This is a genomic window from Flavobacterium cupreum (assembly GCF_003996965.1).
GTDB lineage: Bacteria > Bacteroidota > Bacteroidia > Flavobacteriales > Flavobacteriaceae > Flavobacterium > Flavobacterium cupreum.
In genome coordinates this window covers 1-20760 of record NZ_QWDM01000014.1, presented here as the reverse complement: position 1 = coordinate 20760, position 20760 = coordinate 1, and the positions used below count along the sequence as shown (strand labels likewise).

Here is a 20760-nt window from a genome sequence, read left to right as displayed (position 1 = left end):
GTAATACTAAGGTTTAAGGTGCTGTAAAATAAGTTTAATATTCTAATAATGCCAATAAAACTTCTTCAAAACGATTTTTAGGTAAAAACTGATCTTCAAGAGCCTTTGTGAAAGGAATAGGAGAATCAAGGCTTGCTACCCTTTTTACCGGAGCATCCAGATATTCAAAACATTCTTCCATAATCAAAGCTGAAATATCACTTGCAATTCCGCCAAACAAAGTATCTTCCTGGTAAATAATTACTTTTCCGGTCTTTTTAACAGATGCAAAAATAGCTTCAGTGTCCAACGGCTGCAAAGTTCTTAAATCGATTAGGTCGGCTTGTATTTCAGGATTTTGAGCCAACGTCTGCAAAGCCCAGTGTACCGGAGCTCCAAAAGCAATAATCGTAACGGCACTTCCTTCCTTCAATAATGCTGCTTTTCCTAACGGAATTGTATAATAATCTTCCGGAACATCCTGATAAACGCTGCGGTACAATTGTTTATGTTCAAAAAACAAAACCGGATTCGGGTCATTGATCGAAGTATTTAATAAACCCTTGGCATCATAAGGAAAAGCCGGATACACCACTTTTAATCCCGGAGTTTTAGTAAACCACGCTTCATTGGTCTGTGAATGGAAAGGTCCTGCCTGAGTTCCGCCACCACAAGGCATACGAACCACTACATCGGCATTTTCTCCCCAGCGGTAATGCGATTTTGCCAGTAAATTGACTATTGGATTGAAACCTGTTGAAACAAAATCGGCAAACTGCATTTCTACAATGGCCTTATAACCATTAATCGATAATCCCATTCCGGCCGAAACTACGGCACTTTCGCAAATAGGCGTATTACGGACGCGTCCTTTTCCGTAGAGTTCTACAAAACCATCTGTAATTTTAAATGCCCCGCCGTATTCTGCAATATCCTGCCCCATAATAACGAGGTTTTTATGACGCTGCATGGATTGATTCAAACCATTGCGTATGGCATCAATAAAGCGGATGTTTTCAGAGGAAGATGACGGGTTAACTTCCTCATGTTGATACCGTTTGTAAACATCATCTAATTCTCCGCTATAGGTAGGTACAATTTCAGGTTCTGCATTGGCAATAGCCAGATTTTCGTCTATTTCCTGTTTTATTTCGCTGTGCAAAGCTTCGTCAAATTCGGCTGTCAGAATCCCGGCTTCTGTTAAATAAGCCCTGTAATTGGCCACCGGATCTTTCGCAGCCCATTCGTCCATTAATTCCTGAGGAACATATTTGGTACCACTCGCCTCTTCGTGGCCGCGCATTCTGAAGGTTTTAAATTCCAGTAAAACCGGATGCGGGTTTTCAATCATTTCAGCCTTAAGCTGCGTCAGTTTATTGTAGACTTCAACAATATTATTACCGTCGATAATATAACTTTCAATGCCATAACCAATGCCTTTGTCGGCGAGATTTTCGCAAAGATATTGTTCATTGGTTGGTGTAGAAAGACCGTAACCATTGTTTTCAATTATAAACATTACGGGTAACTTCCATACGGCTGCAATATTCAGTGCTTCGTGAAAATCCCCTTCGCTTGTAGCGCCTTCACCGGTAAAAACGGCGGTTACTTTTTTGTTGTCCTTAAGTTTGTCGGCCAGTGCAATTCCGTCTGCGATCCCCAATTGCGGACCGAGATGCGAAATCATACCAATAATATTGTATTCCTGGGTTCCGAAGTGAAAACTGCGATCTCTTCCTTTGGTAAAACCGTTTGCTTTTCCCTGCCATTGCGAGAATAGTCGGTACAACGGAATATTTCTGGTCGTGAAAACACCCAGATTACGGTGCATCGGCAATACATATTCTGATTCATCCAGAGCAGCGGTAACTCCTACGGCTATTGCTTCCTGCCCTATTCCGGAAAACCATTTGGATACTTTACCCTGACGGATCAGGATGAGCATTTTTTCTTCTATCAATCTCGGTTTTAGTATTTTTTTATATAAATCTAAAAGTTGCGAATCGGTTAAGTTTTGTCTGTAAAAGATCATTTTTCAGGGTGTTTTTTATAGTCTTCAAATATATAAAAATATAACAATTTTAACAGTATTTGTTAAATAATTAAATATTTTTAAAGTTTTTGTTTAGCAGAAATAAAAATATAAAATTTAATAACTGCCGGATTCTTTTTCTTTAGAAAAGTACATTTTTTATTCTTAATCACAGGATTGGTATTCAAATGTACTGTTTAGACAGTGAAATACGAGGCATGGATATATTCGGAATCAAATAAACAAATGAATTTTATCTAAAAATTTAAAATTGAAATATAAAATATTATCTACCTTTGTTATTGAAAGACTTTTCTATGTCTTTTATCTTTAAATAAAAAATGTAAAGTATGCAAAACATTCCTAGTGTAGACTTACGTGATTTCCTTTCGGGCGACCCGGAACGTAAACAAAAATTTGTAAATGAAATCGGCAGTGCATTTGAGAACATTGGCTTCGTAGCCTTAAAAGGTCATTTCTTAGATGATCAGTTAGTAGACGAACTTTATGGTGAAATAAGAAAATTTTTCGCCTTGCCAGTAGCAACCAAGCATAATTATGAAATTCCCGGAATTGGTGGCCAAAGAGGTTATGTTTCTTTTGGAAAAGAACATGCCAAAGGGCGAAAAGAGGGAGATTTAAAAGAGTTCTGGCATTTTGGTCAATACGTTGACAAAGATTCCAAATACGCTTCAGAATATCCGGATAACGTAGAAGTAAAAGAATTACCTCGTTTTAATGCAGTGGGTAAAGAAGCCTATCAAATGCTTGAAAAAACAGGTGTTTATGTTTTAAGAGCGCTGGCTTTGCATTTAGGTCTGGATGAGTTTTATTTTGACCAGTATGCGAAAGAGGGAAATTCTATTTTAAGACCAATTCACTATCCGCCTATTACTTCCGAGCCTGAAAATGCCATTCGTGCTGCGGCTCACGGAGATATTAACCTGATCACACTTTTAATGGGTGCCCAGGGTAAAGGATTACAAGTTCAAAATCATGATGGCGAATGGATTGATGCTATCGCGCAGGATGATGAATTAGTGATCAATGTTGGAGATATGCTTTCTAGGCATACTAATAACAAATTAAAATCGACTATTCATCAGGTGGTGAACCCGCCAAGAGAATTATGGGGCACTTCACGTTACTCGATTCCGTTTTTTATGCATCCTGTAAGCGATATGCGCCTGGATTGTTTAGAAAATTGCATTGATGCTGAAAATCCCAAGAAATTTGAAGATATTACGGCAGGAGACTACTTATATGAACGTTTAGTAGATTTAGGTTTGATTAAAAAATAAAAACTTAAATGAATTCCAATATTAAAATTCCAAATTCCAAGATTCCATTGGAATTTGGAATTTAATTTTTAAAAACCTTAATAGTTGAAGTTTATTTTTTTACAATAAAAAATTTATGGATTTACAAGATCAGTTAAAAAATTTGTTTCCCGATCATATCGAATCCACTGAACCGGAAGAAGTTCAGCAGGAAGATCACGTGCTTTATGTTCAGAAAGAGCCCATGATCTGCAAATTCGAAAAAAGAAAAGGAAAAGCAACCACCATAATCGAAGGTTATGAAGGCAGTGACGAGGACTTTAAAATTTTAGCGAAAGAAATCAAAACGAAACTAAGCGTCGGCGGCACCTTCAAGGATGATTCCATTATTATTCAGGGGGATTATCGCGATAAGATTATGGCCATTTTAAAAGAAAAAGGATTTAAAACCAAAAGAGTTGGAGGATAGGAGATTTTAGATTTCTGATTTTAGAGTTTAGATTTAAAATTTCAGAAAAAAACTCAGCACCTTAGCACCTCAAAACCTTAGCACCTCAAAAAAAATGATACAAGCATCAGAATTAATACTAAACCCTGACGGAAGTGTTTATCACTTAAACCTTCTTCCGGAACACATAGCCAACGATATAATTTTTGTCGGCGACCAGAACAGAGTAGAAAAAATTACCCAGTTTTTTGATTCCATCGAATTTTCAACTCAAAAAAGAGAATTCAAAACCCAAACCGGGATTTACAAAGGAAAACGTATTTCGGTAATGTCAACCGGAATCGGACCTGACAACATTGATATCGTTATCAACGAATTAGACGCTTTAGTCAATATTGACCTGAAAACGCGTCAGCCAAAAGAAAATCTGACTTCCCTGAATATTATCAGGATCGGAACTTCGGGATCTTTGCAGGAAAACATTCCGGTAGACAGTTTTGTACTATCAAAATTCGGATTAGGATTAGACAATATGCTTCGCTCCTACTTAATTGATGAAGTTTCGAATGCGGCTATCGAAGACGCTTTTATTGCACATACCAACTGGGACATCCGAAAAGGAAGACCTTACGCGATTGCCTGTTCGGAGGAACTGGAAAAAATTATCGAATCCGATAAGATTTTCAAAGGAATTACAGCAACAGCAGGAGGATTCTACGGTCCGCAGGGGCGTGTACTGCGTTTAAATATCCAGGATGAGGAACTGAATGCTAAAATGGATAATTTTACGTTCAATGACAGCCAAATCACAAATCTGGAAATGGAAACCGCGGCTATTTATGGTCTTTCGGCACTTTTAGGGCATAAAGCATTATCATTAAATGCTATTATCGCCAACCGTGCTTCCGGAACTTTTAGTGAGGATCCGTACAGAGCTGTAGACAAATTGATTACTTATACGTTGAATAAACTGGCGGGGAATTAATTGGATAATTTTTCAATTTGAAAATTAGATAATCCTTAAGACTTTACTAAATAATTTAATGGTACATTTAATTCAATTGTAAGTACGATGTGTTAAGTGTACCAATGTAAAATAAATAATGGCAGAAACACACAAAAAAATCCTTTTCAGATATTATAGCGATTTATTGGAAGATACAGTTGTAGAAACCATGTGGGCAGAAATTATAGATTTGGAGAAGGGAATTTTTAAATTAGATAATATTCCGTTTTTCGGGCCTTTGATCGCAACAGACGATATTTTCCTTGCCGAATATGATGATAAAGAAGAAAAACTTACCTACAGGGAAACGATTGAAACGTCAGGAAATTCAATTGTGCAGGTTGTAATCATAGAAAAAGGATTTGATAAGGAAATTATAAGAGAAAAACTGAAAGAAATCAATTGCGAATCCGAAGGCATGAATGAAACCCTTTTTGCTGTAGAAGTAACTAAAGCAGTAGATTATTCTTTCGTAAAAAGTATATTAGATGAATATGCAGAGCTTTCCGTGATCGATTATGGAGAACCCTGCCTGTCAGATAAACACAGAGCAGATTTGCTAAAAAATTAATCAGCAACAAACCATAAACAACAAACCATAGACAACAAACCATAGACAACAAACAATAAACAATAGACCATAAACAATAGACCATAAACAACAAACTTACAACAGCATACCAAACTTAACTTAAACTTAAACTATAATGAAAACCGTAAAAATTGTAGGTGTTCCTGAGCACTTCAATTTGCCATGGCATCTATGCATTGAAAATGGTGAATTTGAAGCAGAAAATATTGATTTGCAGTGGAAAAATATTCCTGAAGGTACCGGTAAAATGTGTCAGATGCTCCGCGATGGCGAAGCGGATATGGCCGTAATTCTGACGGAAGGAATTGTAAAAGATATTGTAGCCGGAAATCCGAGTAAAATTGTTCAGATTTATGTACAATCCCCTTTGATCTGGGGAATTCATGTGGCAGCAAAATCAGATTTCCAGAGCATCAAAGACCTCGAAAACAAAAAAGTGGCTATTTCCAGATTAGGTTCAGGATCGCAGCTTATGGCTTATGTCAATGCAAATGAACAGGGCTGGGAAACAGATGATTTACAATTTGAAATTATAAATACGCTGGATGGTGCTGTCGAAGCTTTGACAAACGGAACCGCAGATTATTTTATGTGGGAACATTTTATGACCAAACCACTGGTAGACAGCGGTATTTTCAGAAGAGTTGGTGACTGCCCTACTCCTTGGCCTTCCTTTGTCATTACGGTTCGTGATGAGTTTTTGAAAAAGAACCCGAAGATTGTGGAGAAAATCCTTGAAATCATCAACAAAACCACACACGATTTTACCCAGATCCCGGATATCGACAAAAGATTATCGGAGCTTTTTCATCAAAAACTCGAAGATATTCAGGAATGGTTAAAACTCACACAGTGGTCCCAGAAACATTTAACTGAAAAAGCGTTTATTAAAATTCAAAATCAATTATTTGATCTGGGAATTATTGATAAAAAAAGTACTTTTGTAGAAACGGTAAAAGCACTATAAAAACTGCTTTTGATTCTTATGATAAAATTCCCTAAAATCGACTTTCCGCAATTAAAATCCAGATTACAGGTGAAATCACCCTGGGACAGGATTATTATTATGCTGTTGAGTCTTTTAATTACGATTCCGATTTTTATCATACTGCATCAAAACCTGATTGATTTAAGGTGGCCCTTTAATTTAGATCGCGTATTCATCTTTATATTTGTCTTTATTGCTGTTTTCATGCTTCTTATGCTGCTGCGAACCATTATTATTGTTTGCATTGTGATCTATTTACTGGTTTTGTTTTACGGAAGTATTATAGGCAATTATGGCTTTACTGAAATTTCGGAGGACTACAATTCGATGATTTATACCATGTCGGATAACCCCTTTCCGCAGGATATTATTGTTGCCAAACTGCTTCCGTTTCCGAATAAATCAAAGATTCTGAGCGCTATCGAATATGAGAATCCAAAAGTGCGGAATTTTGCCATTATGGCCACAACCAAACATTTTAAAGGCTTAAAAGGATATTCAGATTACAGGACAACCATCCAGTGTTTTGCCGTTTTTAAAGAAATAAACAGCCGCTGGAATTATGTAAATGACCCGAAGGAGGGCGATTATATTGCAACGGCAAGCGAATCTTTACAATATTTTTCCGGTGATTGTGACGATCATTCAATTTTGATGGCAGCTGCCATCCGTGCTATCGGCGGAACGCCAAGGCTTATCCACACGAAGGGACATATTTACCCTGAAATCTTAATTGGATCCTTAATCGACCTCGAAAAAGTCAACTATCTGATCAAGAATGTACTTTTTGTGAAAGAAAGCTATAAACAGACTTTGCATTATCATATAGACGAACGCGGCCAGGTCTGGATGAATCTTGATTATACCGCCAAATACCCCGGCGGACCTTTTATGTATGAAGAGATTTTGGGAGCGCTGACCCTTAATTAATATATTTTGCAAATAGAAAGTAAGTCGCTGATTGGTTGCTTTTTAACAATAATGATACAAAGACTGAAATTTTTCAGGTTAAAACTTCAAAATCATTCCATTTTTTCTAAATAACTGATTATAAGTATTTTGGTATAGTTTTTTTTGTAACTTGTTTCATGTTTAACTTTTAATCAAAAAAATCATGAAAAAATCTAGATTATTTATTTTTGGGATTACGCTGGCTGCAATAGTTTTGTTTTCGTGCAAGGGTCGGAATAAATTGATTAATTCCTGGAAAATTACGACAGTAGAAGCCAAAGCGTCTCTTTCCGATTCGGCTAAAAATGTAATTCTGAACCAGGGTAAATTAACATTTACAGCAGACGGGCACGTGAACGGGTATTTGGAGGGTGAAATATCAAACGGTACGTACGCCCTGACAAAAGGAGGAAAAAGCCTGGTTATTAAGGACGAAACCGGTACTCCCTATCCTTACGAGAGCACCATCACGAGTGATGAACTGATACTGGACAGCAAAGAAATGAAGTTGACACTTAAGAAAATATAATTCCTGTTTTTATACACTTTAGAATAAATACCACACCAAAAGAATAAAAACTTCTTAATTTTAAGGAGTTTTTTTATGCTTACTCCTTAAGGCATAGAACAATACAACATTAGAACTTTTTACATTTATTTCGGTTTTTCAGTTTATTTGATTTAGGATTTTACTGCTGACATACCGTTGTCACACGACCCGGGTAGCTTTGCGGTATAAACTTTTAAAAATCAATTTATGATGAATCAATTACAAAATTTAAACTGGATTAGTGTTTTACTTGCGTTTGTAGCCTATTTTTTGCTCGGGGCCCTTTGGTTTACCGCTTTCTTTAGCAAACCCTATAAAATTTCCCTGGGCCGAAAAAATGAAATTTTAGAAAATAAACCTATCTTTATTATTGGTCCGGCGGTATGCTCGCTCATTATTACAATAGCAACGGCAGTTCTTATTAACACGCTGCAGATACAAACAATAAGCAGTGCCTGGGAGTTTTCTTTGTTTATCGGTATCGGATATTTATTTGCGAACACTGTAAATATTGCGATTAACCCGAATATTCCACGGCCAATACTATACGGAATTATAACCGGCACGTATCATTTAATTGGAATTCTGATCGTCAGTACAATTTTAATTTCAATGAAATAAAATATAATTTTCAAAAAAAAACTAATGGAGGATATAGAAACTTTTTATCCGACAAGCAAGCAGGACTGGAGAGAATGGCTCATAGAAAACCATACGGTGAAACAATCAATCTGGCTGGTTTGTTATAAAAAGAAGGTGAATGTACCCACAATCAGCTGGAGCGATGCAGTCGATGAAGCCCTCTGCTTCGGCTGGATTGACAGCACGCGCAAATCTATTGATGCTGATAAATTCATACAATTTTTCACCAGACGCAAACCCAACAGCAACTGGTCAAAAATAAATAAAGAAAAAATTGAACGGCTCGTTAGCGAAGGCCTTATGTTTCAGGCCGGACTTGAAAGTGTCGAACGCGCAAAACAAAATGGCTCGTGGACTATTTTAGATACTGTAGAGGAATTATTTATACCGGAAGACCTGGAAATTGCTTTTGAAGCAAATCCGGGTGCGAAAGACTATTTTTTAGGTTTAAGCAAATCGGTCAAAAAGATGATCCTCTACTGGGTCGTTTCTGCCAAACGCCCCGAAACGAGACAAAACCGAATCCATGAGGTAGCCGTACTTGCCTCCCAAAATTTAAAACCAAAGCACATTATTTAAATATACTACCCTACTAGACAACCGTAAAGTATTCTTTTTGAATGTTTTATTGAAAATAATGCTAAATAAATTTGCGCAGTCAGATAACTGCATTATATTTGCAGTCAAATAACTGCATAATGGAAATTAGAAGAGATGTTTTTCAGGCAATAGCCGACCCAACCCGCAGAGCCATCTTAAGCTTAGTGGCCCTGCAAGCCATGACACCCGGTGCAATAGCAGCCAATTTTGATTCTTCACGGCAAACCATTTCAAAACATATCAGGATTTTGAATGAATGTGAATTACTGCATCAAAGCCAAAATGGAAGGGAAATTTATTATCATTTAAATCCTCAAAAGATCAAGGAAATAGACAGTTTTATTGAACCTTTCCGGAAAATGTGGGACGAACGTTTTAATAAACTGGAAGCAATCATGAAAAATTATAAAAAATAAGAACATGGAAAGAAAGACCAAAATCAATGCGGAAGACAATAAACAGGAACTTATCATTACAAGGGAATTTGATCTTCCTCTGGAGTTACTTTTCAAAGCGTATACAGCGCCTGAAATTGTAGCTCAGTGGATGGGAACAAAAGTCATAAAACTGGAAAATAAAAAGCATGGCAGCTGGCAGTTTGAAACCAGTGATCCTAAAGGGAATGTGGTATTTAAGGCGAATGGCGTTATTCATGAATTTGTTCCCAACCAGAAAATTACGCGCACTTTTGAAATGGAAAACAGCCCCTTCCCTGTTCAGCTTGAGTTTTTGGAATTTGAAGAATGCACTTCGGAAACCAGTAAACTCACCATGCACATTGTTTATAAATCTGTTGCCCTCAGAGATCAACTGCTGAAATTACCTTTTGCACAAGGCCTGAACATGGCCCACGACAGATTGCAGGATATTGTAAATAAACTAAAATAAAAACAGGATGACAAAGAGAAACAAAATAATCTACTGGATTGCCACACTTTGGCTTGCTTTAGGAATGGCATCGACGGGAATTGTACAATTGATTCCGTTGAAAGAAGAAACGGAAATGATGAGACACCTGGGCTACCCGCTCTATTTTTTAACCATTTTGGGTGTCTGGAAAATTTTAGGAGTAATTGCTATTCTTATTCCTAAATTTGCTTTATTGAAAGAATGGACTTACGCAGGGTTTTTCTTTGCCATGTCGGGAGCTGTTTTTTCCCATCTTTTCTCCGGTGATGGAGCAAAAGAACTTTTTGGTCCGTTATTATTGATTATTCTGACTCTTCTGTCCTGGTATTTCAGACCGGCAGACCGGAAAATAATTTCCAGATAATTATAAAATTAGAAATAACATGAGCACTACTAAAAATAAGTTGTCAAAAGATCAGCAGGAAGCGTTGCTTACTGTATTGCAAAAGCGATTTGAGGAAAATACGCATCGTCATAAAGACTTGGACTGGAACAAAATCCAGTCAAAATTAGAAGCTAATCCTCAAAAATTAGGATCGCTGGACGAAATGGAAAGAACCGAAGGCGAACCGGACGTAATTGGCTATGATAAAAAAACAGACGAATACATTTTTGTCGATTGTGCTCCGGAAAGTCCAAAAGGCCGCAGAAGCATTTGTTACGATCATGAAGCGCTGGAAAAAAGAAAAGAAAACAAACCCAAAGACAGCGCTATTAATATGGCCGAAGAAATGGGAATTGAAATATTAAGCGAAGAACAATATCGCGAATTACAGCAATTAGAAAAATTTGATACCAAAACCTCGAGCTGGATCAAAACACCTGCAGACATCAGAAAATTGGGTGGCGCCCTTTTTTCGGACTTCCGATATAATACCGTTTTTGTGTATCATAACGGTGCCGATTCTTATTATGCGGCCAGAGGATTTCGCGGTATGCTGAAAGTTTAGAAATAACATTTGCAAAACAGTATAAAAAAACCTCCATTTAGTTATAATGGAGGTTTTAGCTTTTAAAGTATTTGCAATCATCAATTGAAAGAGTTTCTAAACTCCAGTGGTGATACAGCAGCTTTTGTTTTGAATAATTTACTAAACGATTGCGGATGCTCAAAACCCAGCTGATACGCAATTTCTGCTATCGTTAAATTGGTTGTGGATAATAATTCTTTCGCTTTTTCCATAAGTTTCGCATGAATGTGCTGCTGTGCGTTCTGGCCTGTCAGCGCCCGCAGCATATCACTGAGATAACTTGTAGATAAATTTAATAGTTCCGAAAGCTGCTGCACTGTCGGAATTCCGTTTAGGGATGTTTTTTCGTTGTTGAAATAATCGTCCAGAATTTCTTCTAATTTTTGCAGCAAATCATTATTTACGCTTTTTCGTGTGATAAACTGACGTTTGTAAAAGCGATTGCTGTAATTCAGTATTAATTCGATCTGCGATATGATAACGTCCTGACTGAAATCATCTATTCTGCTTTCCAGTTCGTCTTCAATTATTTTGAAAATCGAAATAATGGTCGTTTTTTCCTTATCGGATAGATACAATGCTTCATTCGCAGCATACGAAAAGAAACCATACTGTTTGATTTTTTTCGCTAAAGGATACGCCAGGAATAAATCCGGATGAATCAGTACCAAATAACCTGAGGTTCCTTTTTCAGGAGGAGATTCAAATAACTGACCGGGTGCCGAAAATACCAGGCCGCCTTCGCCAAAATCATAATAATTCTGACCATAACGGGCTTTACCACAAACATTCTCCTTTAAGGCAATTTTGTAAAAATCCAGCATAAAGGAATGGCCCAGTTCATTGGGAACAATATTGATCTCTTTCATATCTGTACAACTAATCATGGGGTGCAAAGGCTTTGGCAGTCCGAACACCCTGTGAAAGTCAGATAAAGATTCAAATTTTCGAGGTAAATTCTCTTCCTTTTTCATCTTGTAAAGTTAAATTAATTAAGCTGAATTTTACCACGGACATTCTCCTGTTTCGGGATTATGTTCTTCACTGATAAATTTCCCTGTCGGGCCATCAGGACCAATCATCGCGTATTTGGCAATTCTTGCACCGGCTTCCTGTACGGTTCCGGTTCCGCGGTGATTATTAAAATCGGTGGCTACAAAGCCCGGACAAACAGCATTTACTTTAAAGGGAGTGTCTCTTAATTCGTAAGCCAGATCAATCGTATACATATTCATGGCAGCCTTAGAAGCGGGATATACTGCTGCTTTGTGGGTATAATATTTCCAGGAAGGATCACTGTGCAGCGTGAGCGAACAGCCACTGGAAGATACATTTACGATACGGGGCTGTTCTGCTTTTTCTAATAAATCAAAAAAGGCTTGTGTCATTCGCACCACACCATAAACATTTGTTTCAAAAGTTTCCTTAAACTGGTCTATAGTAGCTTCAAGGGCAGCCTGTGGCATTCCGCCATGAATACCGGCATTATTGATGAGCGCATCCAAAACGGCTGTTTTTTTTCCTATTTCAATTCTTGCTGCTTTTACAGATTCCGCGTCGGAAACATTCAGTTGAATGACTTCCACTGCTGTAAAACCTTCTGTCTTGAGTTGATTTACGGCTTCCTCGCCTTTTTTTAAATCACGGCTTCCCAGATAAACGTAATAGCCGTTTTGTAAAAGCTGGCGGGCCGTTTCAAAGCCAATACTTTTATTGGCTCCGGTAATGAGTACTTTTTTCATTTTGTCTGTTATTTACTTGTTATAAAAAAGAGCAAATTCTTTGGCAAAATCAGCCAGTTTTACTTTGCCTAATATTGGTTTATGGCGGTAAAAATCTTCATATAAGGCTCCGGTTCCCTGAGCGGCATACATTTCTGTAAAACCTTGTGCTATCTGAGGATTCATGCCAAAAGCCAGCATTCCGCCTAGTAATTCCTCGTCTGAAATTTTAAGCCATTTAAGCTCCGGATTTCCGATACTTTCACCCAAAACTTTTGCGATTTCATTAGGAGAAACCTCGTCACTGGCGATGTAGCGCACTTCTCTGCCAACAAAAGGCCTTTCCAACTCTTCGGCAATTGCAGCCGCAATGTCTAAAGGCGATACCCAGGGTTCTTTCTGATCCCCGCCATAATTGAAAATGATAATCCCCTTTTCTCTGATTGTTGTTATGGATCTGTAGATATTCGTAAAAAAACCAACCGGACGCATGATTTTTATATTAACCTCTTCCGGCAGCTCCCTTAAGATGTTTTCTACATTGTAATGCATGACGAGATTTCCATTGCCTGTGTTGGTATGCGCGCCGACACTGCTTAAAAGCACGACACGTTTTACACCTGAATTTTCAATAGCCTGTTTGTAATTCTGGCCAATTGTGGCAATCTCGGCTATAATGTCGATATCCGGATCCGTAAAAGTGCTGTGGTTCAGTGTTTCCATCAGGTAAACGGCATCAGCTCCTTTAAAGGTTTCCGACAGAAAATGGACGTCCTGCATCGTACCAATAGCCGCTTTTGCACCCAATGCCTCAATGGCGGATTTTCTTTCGGATGTACTGCTTATTACGGTTACAGTGTGTCCGTTTTGTATTAATTCTTCCGTTAGGGGTTTGCTGATATTCCCTAAGGAACCCGTTAGTACTATTTTCATTTTTTATGTTTTTAGAATTATAGTACAAAGGTCAGCAGACCCTATTGTTGCGATGTAGCCTAATTGAGGAAATGCAAAGCCAAATTGAGAAAACCGTCATTTTGGCGCAGACAATAGGCAAATCGGCTACTTCCCTCTTTGCATTTCGGCACAACTTTGCAGTATCATTTTAAAACAACAAAAAAATGCAAAAGACAATTTTTATCACGGGAGCATCAGCAGGTTTAGGAAAAGCTGCAGCACTTTTATTTCAAAGCAAAGGATGGCAGGTCATTGCTACCATGCGTAATCCGGAAAAGGAAAACGAACTGAATACATTAGAAAATGTAATTGTACTTCCGTTAGATGTGACGAATGCTACACAAATCGATCAGACCATAAAAAGTGTAACTGAAAAATATACGGTCGATGTGGTTATGAATAACGCAGGTTACGGATTAATTGGCGCGCTGGAAGCGTTAACGGATGAACAGATTTCTCGTCAGATCGAAACGAATTTAATGGGAGTTATACGAGTTACAAAAGCCTTTACAGCGCATTTCCGTGCAAAAAGAAGCGGAATGTTTCTGAATATCACTTCGACATTTGGATTAATGGGATTCCCGACCTGTTCGGTGTACAGTGCTACAAAATTTGCCGTTGATGGTTTTTCGGAGAGTCTGGCGTCAGAATTAGTGCAATTTGGAATTCAGGTCAAAGTGATTGCTCCGGGAGGCATGCAGACTGATTTTGCTATTCGCTCTATGGAAACAGGCCAGCACGACGCTTATGAGAAATTAACAGCAGAAGTCAGCAAAGGCTACAGCGCAGAACAACTGGCCAGTTATTCCAAAGTGGAAGATGTTGCCAAAATTGTATACGACGCGGCTACCGACGGTAAAAATCAAATGCGCTATATAGCCGGAAACGATGCCATAGCCTTATACAACGAACGTATTCAATCAGGAGCGGAAGTTCAGGTTGACAATATAAAAGCAATGTTTACTTTTTAATTTTATAAAAGGATGAAAAATCACGCTATAGAACTGACTACCTTTAAACTAAAAGGGTTTACAATTACAGAATTCATAGAAGCCAATGCCGAAATTGATGCTTTTTTGAAACGTCAGCAAGGCTTTCGTTCCAGAACAATCTTCGAGTTAAAAGGTACCATATACGATATGCTGGTCTGGGACAGCACCACAGAGGGAACCAACGCCATGCATGTACTAATGGACGAACTGAGCGATTCTGTGGTACACGATATGATTGATCAGCGAACCGTGAGCTGGAATATTGCGCCAATAGAACATTTCGTAAGTTTGCAACTCAATCCATCGGGGATTTAAAATCATTGCCATGAAAAATCAGCCTAAAATATTCCATACCCTTTCTGAGTTGCATAAAGCCATGGAACTGCCAAAGCCCCTGCACCCGCTTATCAGTATTATCAATTACGGAGAAGCTGTTTTTGATCCGAAGGATTTTGAACAGGGCATTATGCTGGATTTTTATAAAATATCTTTTAAAACGAGTTTTAACGGAAAAATCAAATACGGGCATGGTTTTTACGATTTTGAAGAAGGCGGAATGTCGTTTGTGGCGCCGGGTCAACTCCTGAAAATGCAGGAAGAAGAAGCCGATTACAGCGGAATGTCCTTGCACATTCATCCAGATTTCATTCGCCCCTATGCTTTAAATGCCAACATCAAACAATATGGGTTTTTCAATTATACGGCATCTGAAGCTTTGTATTTGTCCGAAAATGAAAAAGACACGATTTTGGGCGTTTATACCAGTATTCAGAATGAGCTGAAGGAACGGATTGATTCTTTTAGCCAGGATGTTATTATTTCGCAGATCGAACTTTTGCTCAATTACAGTAACCGGTTTTATAACCGTCAGTTTATAACGCGAAAAGCCGTAAACAATGATGTCCTGGCCCAGCTGGAAAATTTGTTAAACACGTATTTCAATGATGAAGAAGCCTTATTAAAAGGCTTGCCAACGGTTGCTTTTGTAGCCGAACAATTGAATCTTTCGCCAAGATACCTTAGTGATTTGCTGCGAAATCTCTGCGGACAGAACACCCAGCACTTCATTCACGACAAACTCATCGAAAAAGCGAAAGAATACCTTATGAAAGGAACTTTTTCGATAGCCGAGATTGCTTATAAATTAGGATTTGAACATCCGCAGTCGTTTAATAAATTATTCAAACAAAAAACCAACAGTACACCGATAGCCTTTCAACAATCCTTTCATAAAAATTAAAGTATGGCAAAAATAAATTTAGAAGAGCTAAAACAGCGCTCCCTGGCAATAAGAAAACAATACCACGAATTAGAACTGCAGCACCATGGCAGCGAATGGACCGTAGAAGAAGATGCCTTGGCTTTCCTGACCGATGCCGGTTTGGTGGGAAGACTTACGATGTCACAACAAGGAAGATGGCCCAAAACAAATACAGATGAAGAACTACGCCATAAACTGGGTGAATCGATCTGGTGGCTTGTGGTGTTGTCAGAACGAATGAACATTGATATTGAAGAAGCGGTTGAAGGCTTCCTGTCCAAAACAGAAAAATTAATCGGCAATTAAAAGTAAAAAACCTCCAAAATCATCTGACTTTGGAGGTTTTTTGGTTTAATCTGATGAACTATGTAAGTTCATCGCAAAATTCAATAGTATTGCCAAAAGGATCAGCGATAAAAGCCACCCGCAGGCCAATTGCCGGAACGCTAAAACTCCGGTTAATCGTGATATTTTTCTTTGTAAGGTGCTCTATCGTCTTGTCTAAATTATCGACGCTAAAAGACAAATGGTTGTAACCTGATTTCTCTTCGGTGCTGCCCTTTTCAGTATTGTCGTAACAAATAATTTCGATAATAAAGTCATCGTCGTTTGGCGGAGCAATAAAGGCCAGTTTAATATCGCCTACAGTCCATTTATGAATGATGCGGAAGTCCAGGTTTTCTGTATACCATCGCAGGATTTCATCGTATTTTGTAGTTCGGATCCCCACGTGACCTGCTTTAAGATCACTAAAAACGCTGGCCGTATTTTTTTCCGGAAATGTTAGGGGCGTGATTTGATTTTCCATTTTAATGTATTTTTTATTTAGAAAAGCATACTGTAAAGAACGTTTTATTTACCACGGACTTTCTTCGCTTTCGTCTTCGATATCGTTGCTGAAAAATTTTCCTGTAGGCGCATTTTCATCTGTTAAAGTATGTTTTACAATAAAACTTGCGGCACTTTCTACACTTCCCGGACCGTTAAAGTGATTGAAATCCGTTGCAGTATAACCCGGATCGATGGCATTGACCTTAAACGGTAAATCCCTCAGTTCGTATGCCAGTGTAACCGTAAAAGCGTTTAGGGCAGCTTTTGATGAAACATAAGAAAGTGCTTTTATAGCGTAGTATTTCCAGGTCGGATCGCTGTGCAAAGTAAGCGAACCAAGTCCCGAAGTGATGTTGCTGATTCTTGGACTGTCTGATTTTTTAAGCAGCTCCAGAAAAGTCTGGGTAACGGTGATTACTCCAAAAAAGTTGGTGTCAAAGGTTTGCTGAATACTTTCTATCGAATTCGTAGAGGGTTCCTGAGGTAAAGCACCCAAGACACCGGCATTGTTAATAAGAAGGTCTAATTTTCCCTGTTCTTTTTCGACCATGTTTTTGGCAGCCAGAACACTTTCGGGATCCGTAACATCAATCTGAATGGCTTTGATGTTTTGAAAACCGTCTTGTATTAATTCTTTTACGACTTCCTCCCCTTTTGCAAGGTCACGGCTCCCGATGTAAACGAACAATCCTTTTTCTGAAAGCTGTTTGGCTGTTTCCAGACCGATGCTTCTATTGGCTCCTGTAATTAGTGCTGATTTCATTTTGTTATCTTTTTAAATTATTGATTACAAAGTTGCAGCGATAAAAAACAAAACCATTTGCCATTTGGCAAAAAGCGATTTTAGCGAATGTTTTTTCGAATCCGGCTTAAGGAAGATTGTGTAATTCCCAAATATGAGGCCAGATAAGATAGCGGAATTCGATTAACAACTTTCGGATATTTTTCCATAAAAGACAGATAACGGGTGGTAGCGTCTTCTGAAACCAAAGGGCTTCTTCGGTCTACTTTTTGCATTAAGGCCCTTGAAATGATTTTATGTACGATGGTGTCCCAGCCCACAATGGTAGCCAGAAGTTCTTCCCAGTCGGCTTTGGAAAATACGATAAGCGTACAGTCTGTAACGGCCTGGACATATGCCGAAGAGCAAACGCTGTTATTAAAACTTTCCAGATCTACGACCAGATTGTTTTCTTCTATGAAGTATTTGGTGATTTCCTCACCCTTGTTGTTGTAGTAGCAAACCCTCATGATTCCGTCGATAATAAAACCAACCTGAACCGAGACTTTTCCTGCTTCAGAAAAATATTCGTCTTTGCCAAAGTTTATTTCGGTTGCTTTCTTTGAGATTAAATCAATCTGCTGCTGATTTAAATTGCCAAACTGCAAAATATATTGTACTAGTTCTTTCATGACGGAAAGTTAAGCATATCTTTTTATAAGGTATTTGTCCTATGACAAAAAAGGTCTTTTATTTTAAGTTCCTAACCTTTATTTCCTTTTTTATTTCTCTGAGCGTATTAAAATTGACGATGGCAATAGGAACTAATGCAATGGGAATAATACTGAAAGAATTAACTCCTTTTTCTATAGCTTTCAAAATATTGATTACCAGTAAGGCCAGGATGGCGACCAGAAGCATATAAGTCACGACTCTTAATGTTTTCTGGTATTTGAGTAATTGTTCGTCACTCATTTTATTTAGTCCTTCGTTTTTCATTTGTTAATAGGTATAGTTGCCGTTAAAGGTAAAAGAATTTGCCCAAAAATTCTAAAGTAGTTTTAAACTGGATATCTTTTATCCTAAATTTGCGCAGTTGTTACAAACGGCTAAGTTTTTATACACAGCATCAGAATGAAGTTAGAGGAATTGGAAAAATCAGGAAATGGAAAAAACAGCTGGACTATTTGTCCCGAATGTCAGGGACGCGGTAAAAAAAGCCGCAGACTCAGCAAAAAAGTACGGCTCCTTTATCAGATCGCATTAGATCAATTTGAAAAGACAAATGGCGAAGGAACTCCTCCAATAAAACCTAAAGCTAACCTCTACTCCTGTCCGGACTGTTCGGGTTCCGGATTAATTCCTTCAGATAGTTTCCCTGTAGCTGACACCGAAAATTACCCGCACGTTGCTATCATTGGCGGCGGTATCGGCGGAGTGGCGCTGGCTGTAGCCTGTCTGCACCGCGGAATTCCTTTTACGCTTTTTGAGCGCGATACTGACTTTGAAGCCCGGTCTCAGGGTTATGGACTCACCTTGCAGCAAGCCAGTAGAGCAATCGAAGGATTGGGTATTTTCTCTTTAGGAGAAGGCGTGATTTCAACAAGACATCTCGTTCACACCACCGACGGAAAAGTGATCGGCGAATGGGGAGTCAGAAAATGGATACCGTCAGAGGTGAAAAATTTTACGAAACGTTCCAATATACATATCGCACGGCAATCTTTACGCTTAGCACTGCTGAAGCAGCTTGGCGATGATAATAGGATACAATGGGGACACCAGTTAATCGATTTTAAGGAAAATAAAGATAAAGGCGTTGACCTGAGTTTTCAGGTGAACGGGGAAATCAAGCACTTCCACGCAGATCTTGTGGTGGGAGCCGATGGTATTCGCAGTTCGGTACGCCGATTGTTGATTGGTGACGACGTTACGCCTTTACGCTACCTCGGTTGTATTGTAATATTGGGCATTTGTCCGTTGAAAGGCCTTGAAGGTATAAAAAGTCCTTTGCTGGATTCGGCTACAGTATTTCAAACCGCCAATGGTAACGAACGTATTTATATGATGCCTTATACGTCTGATTCCGTGATGTGGCAGCTCAGTTTTCCAATGTCCGAAGAAGAAGCGAAAATACTAAGCGCTCAGGGACCTGAGGCTTTGAAGGAAGAAGCGTGTCGGAGAACGCAGTGGCACGATCCGATTCCGCAGATTATGGCCGCAACGCTCGCAGCTCAGGTTTCCGGTTATCCGGTTTATGACCGTGAATTACTTCGCTCCGAATTGCTCGAGAAAGGAAACCAGGTCACACTAATTGGAGATGCAGCCCACCCTATGAGTCCGTTTAAAGGCCAGGGAGCCAATCAGGCGGTACTGGATGCGCTTTCACTCGCCCGTGGAATCTCAAAAGGATGCAGGCCTTTATCAGAATGGAGAAAAACGGGAATAAGAGAAAGTGTATTACGGGATTTTGAATCGGAAATGCTGGAACGCAGCGCTGTTAAAGTCAAAGATTCAGCTGAGGCGGCAGAATTCCTGCATTCCGATATTGTGCTTCATGAAGGTGATGAACCGCGTGGCAGGTGTCTGAAATAAATTCCAAATAAAAAAATTCCAAATTCCAAACTTCTGACTTGCGTTACATATTGATTTAACCGCAAGGCACGCAAAGGTTTTTATCCTGTTAGTGTGCTTACAAACGCAAAGTTCGCAAAGCTTTATGTGTTATAGCTTTGCGAACTTTGCGTTTATATAGAATCCTATAAACAAAAAACCTTTGCGTGCCTTGCGGTTAAAATTTTGTCACCGTTTGACAGAAAACTGAATGTACTATTTCTAATAAAAAATAATTTTATATTAGCAGGAGCAAAAATCATTTAGGTTAATCAGCTAAGTGATTGGATAATTAAAAATTAAGCAGTTATCTGCTAATTAAGCACTATTTCTAACGCCGCATAAATGAAAGAAGATTACATCAAACGAATTAACAACATATTCCTCTTTATTGATGAGCATTTAGACCAGGAACTGAACCTGGAAACCCTTGCCGCGATTGGATTTTATTCGCCATTTCATATGCACAGAATTTTCAAGGCCATTACCAGCGAAACCCTGAACGAATACATTACACGCAAAAGAGTAGAAAAAACGGCAGCCGTACTTTTGCATCAAAGAGAAGTGTCAGTTTCTGAGCTTTCTTTGCAGCATGGTGCAAATTCCGGTTATATTGATCACCCCATTCCGTTTTAAAGTGAGCACCTGATTCCAGTTCAAAATGACCACCTAATTCCGGTGCAAAGTGAGCACCTCCGTTTTGATTAAAAACTATATTT

General features: G+C 38.6%; 27 protein-coding genes. 19 read left to right on the top strand and 8 right to left on the bottom strand.

The genetic code is table 11. The features are described 5' to 3' along the window. Window positions 1-34: 34 nt before the first annotated feature. Window positions 35-2011: an alpha-ketoacid dehydrogenase subunit alpha/beta gene (locus tag D0817_RS18910; RefSeq protein ID WP_127339926.1), complete on the bottom strand. Its 1977-nt coding sequence runs from the start codon at window positions 2009-2011 to the stop codon at window positions 35-37. 350 nt (window positions 2012-2361) lie between these two features. Here D0817_RS18910 and D0817_RS18905 point away from each other — a divergent pair, with 350 nt between their 5' ends. The 13 genes from D0817_RS18905 (at window position 2362) to D0817_RS18845 (ending at window position 10927) form a co-directional block, all read left to right on the top strand. Then, the gene (locus D0817_RS18905) at window positions 2362-3312 is read left to right on the top strand and encodes an isopenicillin N synthase family dioxygenase (RefSeq protein WP_127339925.1); all 951 of its coding nucleotides are present in this window, start codon (window positions 2362-2364) and stop codon (window positions 3310-3312) included. 115 nt (window positions 3313-3427) lie between these two features. Then, window positions 3428-3760 carry a translation initiation factor gene (locus tag D0817_RS18900; RefSeq protein ID WP_127339924.1) on the top strand — a complete coding sequence of 111 codons (333 nt, stop codon included), beginning with the start codon at window positions 3428-3430 and terminating at the stop codon, window positions 3758-3760. A 94-nt stretch (window positions 3761-3854) separates the two neighbouring features. Further along, a complete protein-coding gene (locus D0817_RS18895; protein ID WP_127339923.1) occupies window positions 3855-4724 on the top strand; it encodes a nucleoside phosphorylase in 870 nt (289 codons plus the stop codon). Between the two features lie 118 nt (window positions 4725-4842). Next, the gene (locus D0817_RS18890; RefSeq protein ID WP_127339922.1) at window positions 4843-5316 is read left to right on the top strand and encodes a DUF4265 domain-containing protein; all 474 of its coding nucleotides are present in this window, start codon (window positions 4843-4845) and stop codon (window positions 5314-5316) included. A 136-nt stretch (window positions 5317-5452) separates the two neighbouring features. Further along, window positions 5453-6304 carry a substrate-binding domain-containing protein gene (locus D0817_RS18885; RefSeq protein ID WP_127339921.1) on the top strand — a complete coding sequence of 284 codons (852 nt, stop codon included), beginning with the start codon at window positions 5453-5455 and terminating at the stop codon, window positions 6302-6304. A gap of 18 nt (window positions 6305-6322) precedes the next feature. Next, window positions 6323-7255, top strand: a complete 933-nt coding sequence (locus D0817_RS18880) for a transglutaminase-like domain-containing protein (RefSeq protein ID WP_127339920.1) — start codon at window positions 6323-6325, stop codon at window positions 7253-7255. Window positions 7256-7439: 184 nt separating this feature from the next. Next, window positions 7440-7805, top strand: coding sequence for a hypothetical protein (locus D0817_RS18875; protein ID WP_127339919.1), 366 nt, complete (start codon window positions 7440-7442; stop codon window positions 7803-7805). Window positions 7806-8033: 228 nt separating this feature from the next. Next, window positions 8034-8447 (top strand): DUF1761 domain-containing protein, encoded by a 414-nt coding sequence (locus tag D0817_RS18870; RefSeq protein ID WP_127339918.1) that lies wholly within the window; start codon window positions 8034-8036, stop codon window positions 8445-8447. A 24-nt stretch (window positions 8448-8471) separates the two neighbouring features. Next, window positions 8472-9047 (top strand): YdeI/OmpD-associated family protein, encoded by a 576-nt coding sequence (locus D0817_RS18865; RefSeq protein ID WP_127339917.1) that lies wholly within the window; start codon window positions 8472-8474, stop codon window positions 9045-9047. A 119-nt stretch (window positions 9048-9166) separates the two neighbouring features. After that, window positions 9167-9484: an ArsR/SmtB family transcription factor gene (locus D0817_RS18860; RefSeq protein WP_127339916.1), complete on the top strand. Its 318-nt coding sequence runs from the start codon at window positions 9167-9169 to the stop codon at window positions 9482-9484. A 4-nt stretch (window positions 9485-9488) separates the two neighbouring features. After that, window positions 9489-9956 carry an SRPBCC family protein gene (locus D0817_RS18855; protein ID WP_127339915.1) on the top strand — a complete coding sequence of 156 codons (468 nt, stop codon included), beginning with the start codon at window positions 9489-9491 and terminating at the stop codon, window positions 9954-9956. Window positions 9957-9963: 7 nt separating this feature from the next. Continuing rightward, window positions 9964-10341 (top strand): DoxX family protein, encoded by a 378-nt coding sequence (locus D0817_RS18850; protein ID WP_127339914.1) that lies wholly within the window; start codon window positions 9964-9966, stop codon window positions 10339-10341. A 19-nt stretch (window positions 10342-10360) separates the two neighbouring features. Then, window positions 10361-10927: a DUF4256 domain-containing protein gene (locus D0817_RS18845; protein ID WP_127339913.1), complete on the top strand. Its 567-nt coding sequence runs from the start codon at window positions 10361-10363 to the stop codon at window positions 10925-10927. 80 nt (window positions 10928-11007) lie between these two features. Here the strand turns inward: D0817_RS18845 and D0817_RS18840 are convergent, their stop codons facing one another. From D0817_RS18840 to D0817_RS18830, 3 genes are read right to left on the bottom strand one after another with little or no spacing between them, the layout of a single operon-like run. After that, on the bottom strand, window positions 11008-11922 hold the full coding sequence (locus tag D0817_RS18840; protein WP_127339912.1) for a helix-turn-helix domain-containing protein: 915 nt from the start codon (window positions 11920-11922) through the stop codon (window positions 11008-11010). 30 nt (window positions 11923-11952) lie between these two features. Next, the gene (locus D0817_RS18835) at window positions 11953-12690 is read right to left on the bottom strand and encodes an SDR family oxidoreductase (protein WP_127339911.1); all 738 of its coding nucleotides are present in this window, start codon (window positions 12688-12690) and stop codon (window positions 11953-11955) included. Window positions 12691-12702: 12 nt separating this feature from the next. Then, window positions 12703-13602, bottom strand: coding sequence for an NAD(P)H-binding protein (locus D0817_RS18830; protein WP_127339910.1), 900 nt, complete (start codon window positions 13600-13602; stop codon window positions 12703-12705). Window positions 13603-13787: 185 nt separating this feature from the next. Between D0817_RS18830 and D0817_RS18825 the strand changes: the two genes are divergently transcribed. The 4 genes from D0817_RS18825 to D0817_RS18810 are packed head-to-tail and all read left to right on the top strand — an operon-like array spanning window position 13788 to window position 16182. Then, entirely contained in the window at window positions 13788-14594 is an 807-nt protein-coding gene (locus D0817_RS18825) for an SDR family oxidoreductase (protein WP_127339909.1), read from the top strand. A 12-nt stretch (window positions 14595-14606) separates the two neighbouring features. Further along, a complete protein-coding gene (locus D0817_RS18820; protein ID WP_127339908.1) occupies window positions 14607-14930 on the top strand; it encodes a hypothetical protein in 324 nt (107 codons plus the stop codon). Between the two features lie 10 nt (window positions 14931-14940). Beyond that, window positions 14941-15855 (top strand): helix-turn-helix domain-containing protein, encoded by a 915-nt coding sequence (locus tag D0817_RS18815; protein ID WP_127339907.1) that lies wholly within the window; start codon window positions 14941-14943, stop codon window positions 15853-15855. A 3-nt stretch (window positions 15856-15858) separates the two neighbouring features. Then, the gene (locus D0817_RS18810; RefSeq protein WP_127339906.1) at window positions 15859-16182 is read left to right on the top strand and encodes a nucleoside triphosphate pyrophosphohydrolase family protein; all 324 of its coding nucleotides are present in this window, start codon (window positions 15859-15861) and stop codon (window positions 16180-16182) included. A gap of 58 nt (window positions 16183-16240) precedes the next feature. Here D0817_RS18810 and D0817_RS18805 read toward each other — a convergent pair whose 3' ends face one another. The 4 genes from D0817_RS18805 to D0817_RS18790 form a co-directional block, all read right to left on the bottom strand. Next, entirely contained in the window at window positions 16241-16684 is a 444-nt protein-coding gene (locus tag D0817_RS18805) for a VOC family protein (protein ID WP_127339905.1), read from the bottom strand. 48 nt (window positions 16685-16732) lie between these two features. Continuing rightward, window positions 16733-17470: an SDR family oxidoreductase gene (locus D0817_RS18800; protein ID WP_127339904.1), complete on the bottom strand. Its 738-nt coding sequence runs from the start codon at window positions 17468-17470 to the stop codon at window positions 16733-16735. 80 nt (window positions 17471-17550) lie between these two features. Continuing rightward, window positions 17551-18120 (bottom strand): Crp/Fnr family transcriptional regulator, encoded by a 570-nt coding sequence (locus tag D0817_RS18795; RefSeq protein ID WP_127339903.1) that lies wholly within the window; start codon window positions 18118-18120, stop codon window positions 17551-17553. Between the two features lie 58 nt (window positions 18121-18178). Beyond that, window positions 18179-18427, bottom strand: a complete 249-nt coding sequence (locus tag D0817_RS18790; RefSeq protein ID WP_127339902.1) for a redox-active disulfide protein 2 — start codon at window positions 18425-18427, stop codon at window positions 18179-18181. A gap of 135 nt (window positions 18428-18562) precedes the next feature. On the opposite strand from D0817_RS18790, the gene D0817_RS18785 reads away from it, so the two are divergent. Both D0817_RS18785 and D0817_RS18780 read left to right on the top strand, forming a co-directional pair. Further along, entirely contained in the window at window positions 18563-20023 is a 1461-nt protein-coding gene (locus D0817_RS18785) for an FAD-dependent oxidoreductase (RefSeq protein ID WP_127339901.1), read from the top strand. Between the two features lie 363 nt (window positions 20024-20386). Beyond that, window positions 20387-20677 carry an AraC family transcriptional regulator gene (locus tag D0817_RS18780; RefSeq protein WP_127339900.1) on the top strand — a complete coding sequence of 97 codons (291 nt, stop codon included), beginning with the start codon at window positions 20387-20389 and terminating at the stop codon, window positions 20675-20677. Window positions 20678-20760 lie beyond the last annotated feature (83 nt).

Excerpts from the sequence above, each read along its gene's own strand:
- D0817_RS18910 (WP_127339926.1), bottom strand. The coding sequence starts at position 2,011 with ATGATCTTTTACAGACAAAACTTAACCGATTCGCAACTTTTAGATTTA.
- D0817_RS18905 (WP_127339925.1), top strand. The coding sequence starts at position 2,362 with ATGCAAAACATTCCTAGTGTAGACTTACGTGATTTCCTTTCGGGCGAC.
- D0817_RS18900 (WP_127339924.1), top strand. The coding sequence starts at position 3,428 with ATGGATTTACAAGATCAGTTAAAAAATTTGTTTCCCGATCATATCGAA.
- D0817_RS18895 (WP_127339923.1), top strand. The coding sequence starts at position 3,855 with ATGATACAAGCATCAGAATTAATACTAAACCCTGACGGAAGTGTTTAT.
- D0817_RS18890 (WP_127339922.1), top strand. The coding sequence starts at position 4,843 with ATGGCAGAAACACACAAAAAAATCCTTTTCAGATATTATAGCGATTTA.
- D0817_RS18885 (WP_127339921.1), top strand. The coding sequence starts at position 5,453 with ATGAAAACCGTAAAAATTGTAGGTGTTCCTGAGCACTTCAATTTGCCA.
- D0817_RS18880 (WP_127339920.1), top strand. The coding sequence starts at position 6,323 with ATGATAAAATTCCCTAAAATCGACTTTCCGCAATTAAAATCCAGATTA.
- D0817_RS18875 (WP_127339919.1), top strand. The coding sequence starts at position 7,440 with ATGAAAAAATCTAGATTATTTATTTTTGGGATTACGCTGGCTGCAATA.
- D0817_RS18870 (WP_127339918.1), top strand. The coding sequence starts at position 8,034 with ATGATGAATCAATTACAAAATTTAAACTGGATTAGTGTTTTACTTGCG.
- D0817_RS18865 (WP_127339917.1), top strand. The coding sequence starts at position 8,472 with ATGGAGGATATAGAAACTTTTTATCCGACAAGCAAGCAGGACTGGAGA.
- D0817_RS18860 (WP_127339916.1), top strand. The coding sequence starts at position 9,167 with ATGGAAATTAGAAGAGATGTTTTTCAGGCAATAGCCGACCCAACCCGC.
- D0817_RS18855 (WP_127339915.1), top strand. The coding sequence starts at position 9,489 with ATGGAAAGAAAGACCAAAATCAATGCGGAAGACAATAAACAGGAACTT.
- D0817_RS18850 (WP_127339914.1), top strand. The coding sequence starts at position 9,964 with ATGACAAAGAGAAACAAAATAATCTACTGGATTGCCACACTTTGGCTT.
- D0817_RS18845 (WP_127339913.1), top strand. The coding sequence starts at position 10,361 with ATGAGCACTACTAAAAATAAGTTGTCAAAAGATCAGCAGGAAGCGTTG.
- D0817_RS18840 (WP_127339912.1), bottom strand. The coding sequence starts at position 11,922 with ATGAAAAAGGAAGAGAATTTACCTCGAAAATTTGAATCTTTATCTGAC.
- D0817_RS18835 (WP_127339911.1), bottom strand. The coding sequence starts at position 12,690 with ATGAAAAAAGTACTCATTACCGGAGCCAATAAAAGTATTGGCTTTGAA.
- D0817_RS18830 (WP_127339910.1), bottom strand. The coding sequence starts at position 13,602 with ATGAAAATAGTACTAACGGGTTCCTTAGGGAATATCAGCAAACCCCTA.
- D0817_RS18825 (WP_127339909.1), top strand. The coding sequence starts at position 13,788 with ATGCAAAAGACAATTTTTATCACGGGAGCATCAGCAGGTTTAGGAAAA.
- D0817_RS18820 (WP_127339908.1), top strand. The coding sequence starts at position 14,607 with ATGAAAAATCACGCTATAGAACTGACTACCTTTAAACTAAAAGGGTTT.
- D0817_RS18815 (WP_127339907.1), top strand. The coding sequence starts at position 14,941 with ATGAAAAATCAGCCTAAAATATTCCATACCCTTTCTGAGTTGCATAAA.
- D0817_RS18810 (WP_127339906.1), top strand. The coding sequence starts at position 15,859 with ATGGCAAAAATAAATTTAGAAGAGCTAAAACAGCGCTCCCTGGCAATA.
- D0817_RS18805 (WP_127339905.1), bottom strand. The coding sequence starts at position 16,684 with ATGGAAAATCAAATCACGCCCCTAACATTTCCGGAAAAAAATACGGCC.
- D0817_RS18800 (WP_127339904.1), bottom strand. The coding sequence starts at position 17,470 with ATGAAATCAGCACTAATTACAGGAGCCAATAGAAGCATCGGTCTGGAA.
- D0817_RS18795 (WP_127339903.1), bottom strand. The coding sequence starts at position 18,120 with ATGAAAGAACTAGTACAATATATTTTGCAGTTTGGCAATTTAAATCAG.
- D0817_RS18790 (WP_127339902.1), bottom strand. The coding sequence starts at position 18,427 with ATGAAAAACGAAGGACTAAATAAAATGAGTGACGAACAATTACTCAAA.
- D0817_RS18785 (WP_127339901.1), top strand. The coding sequence starts at position 18,563 with ATGAAGTTAGAGGAATTGGAAAAATCAGGAAATGGAAAAAACAGCTGG.
- D0817_RS18780 (WP_127339900.1), top strand. The coding sequence starts at position 20,387 with ATGAAAGAAGATTACATCAAACGAATTAACAACATATTCCTCTTTATT.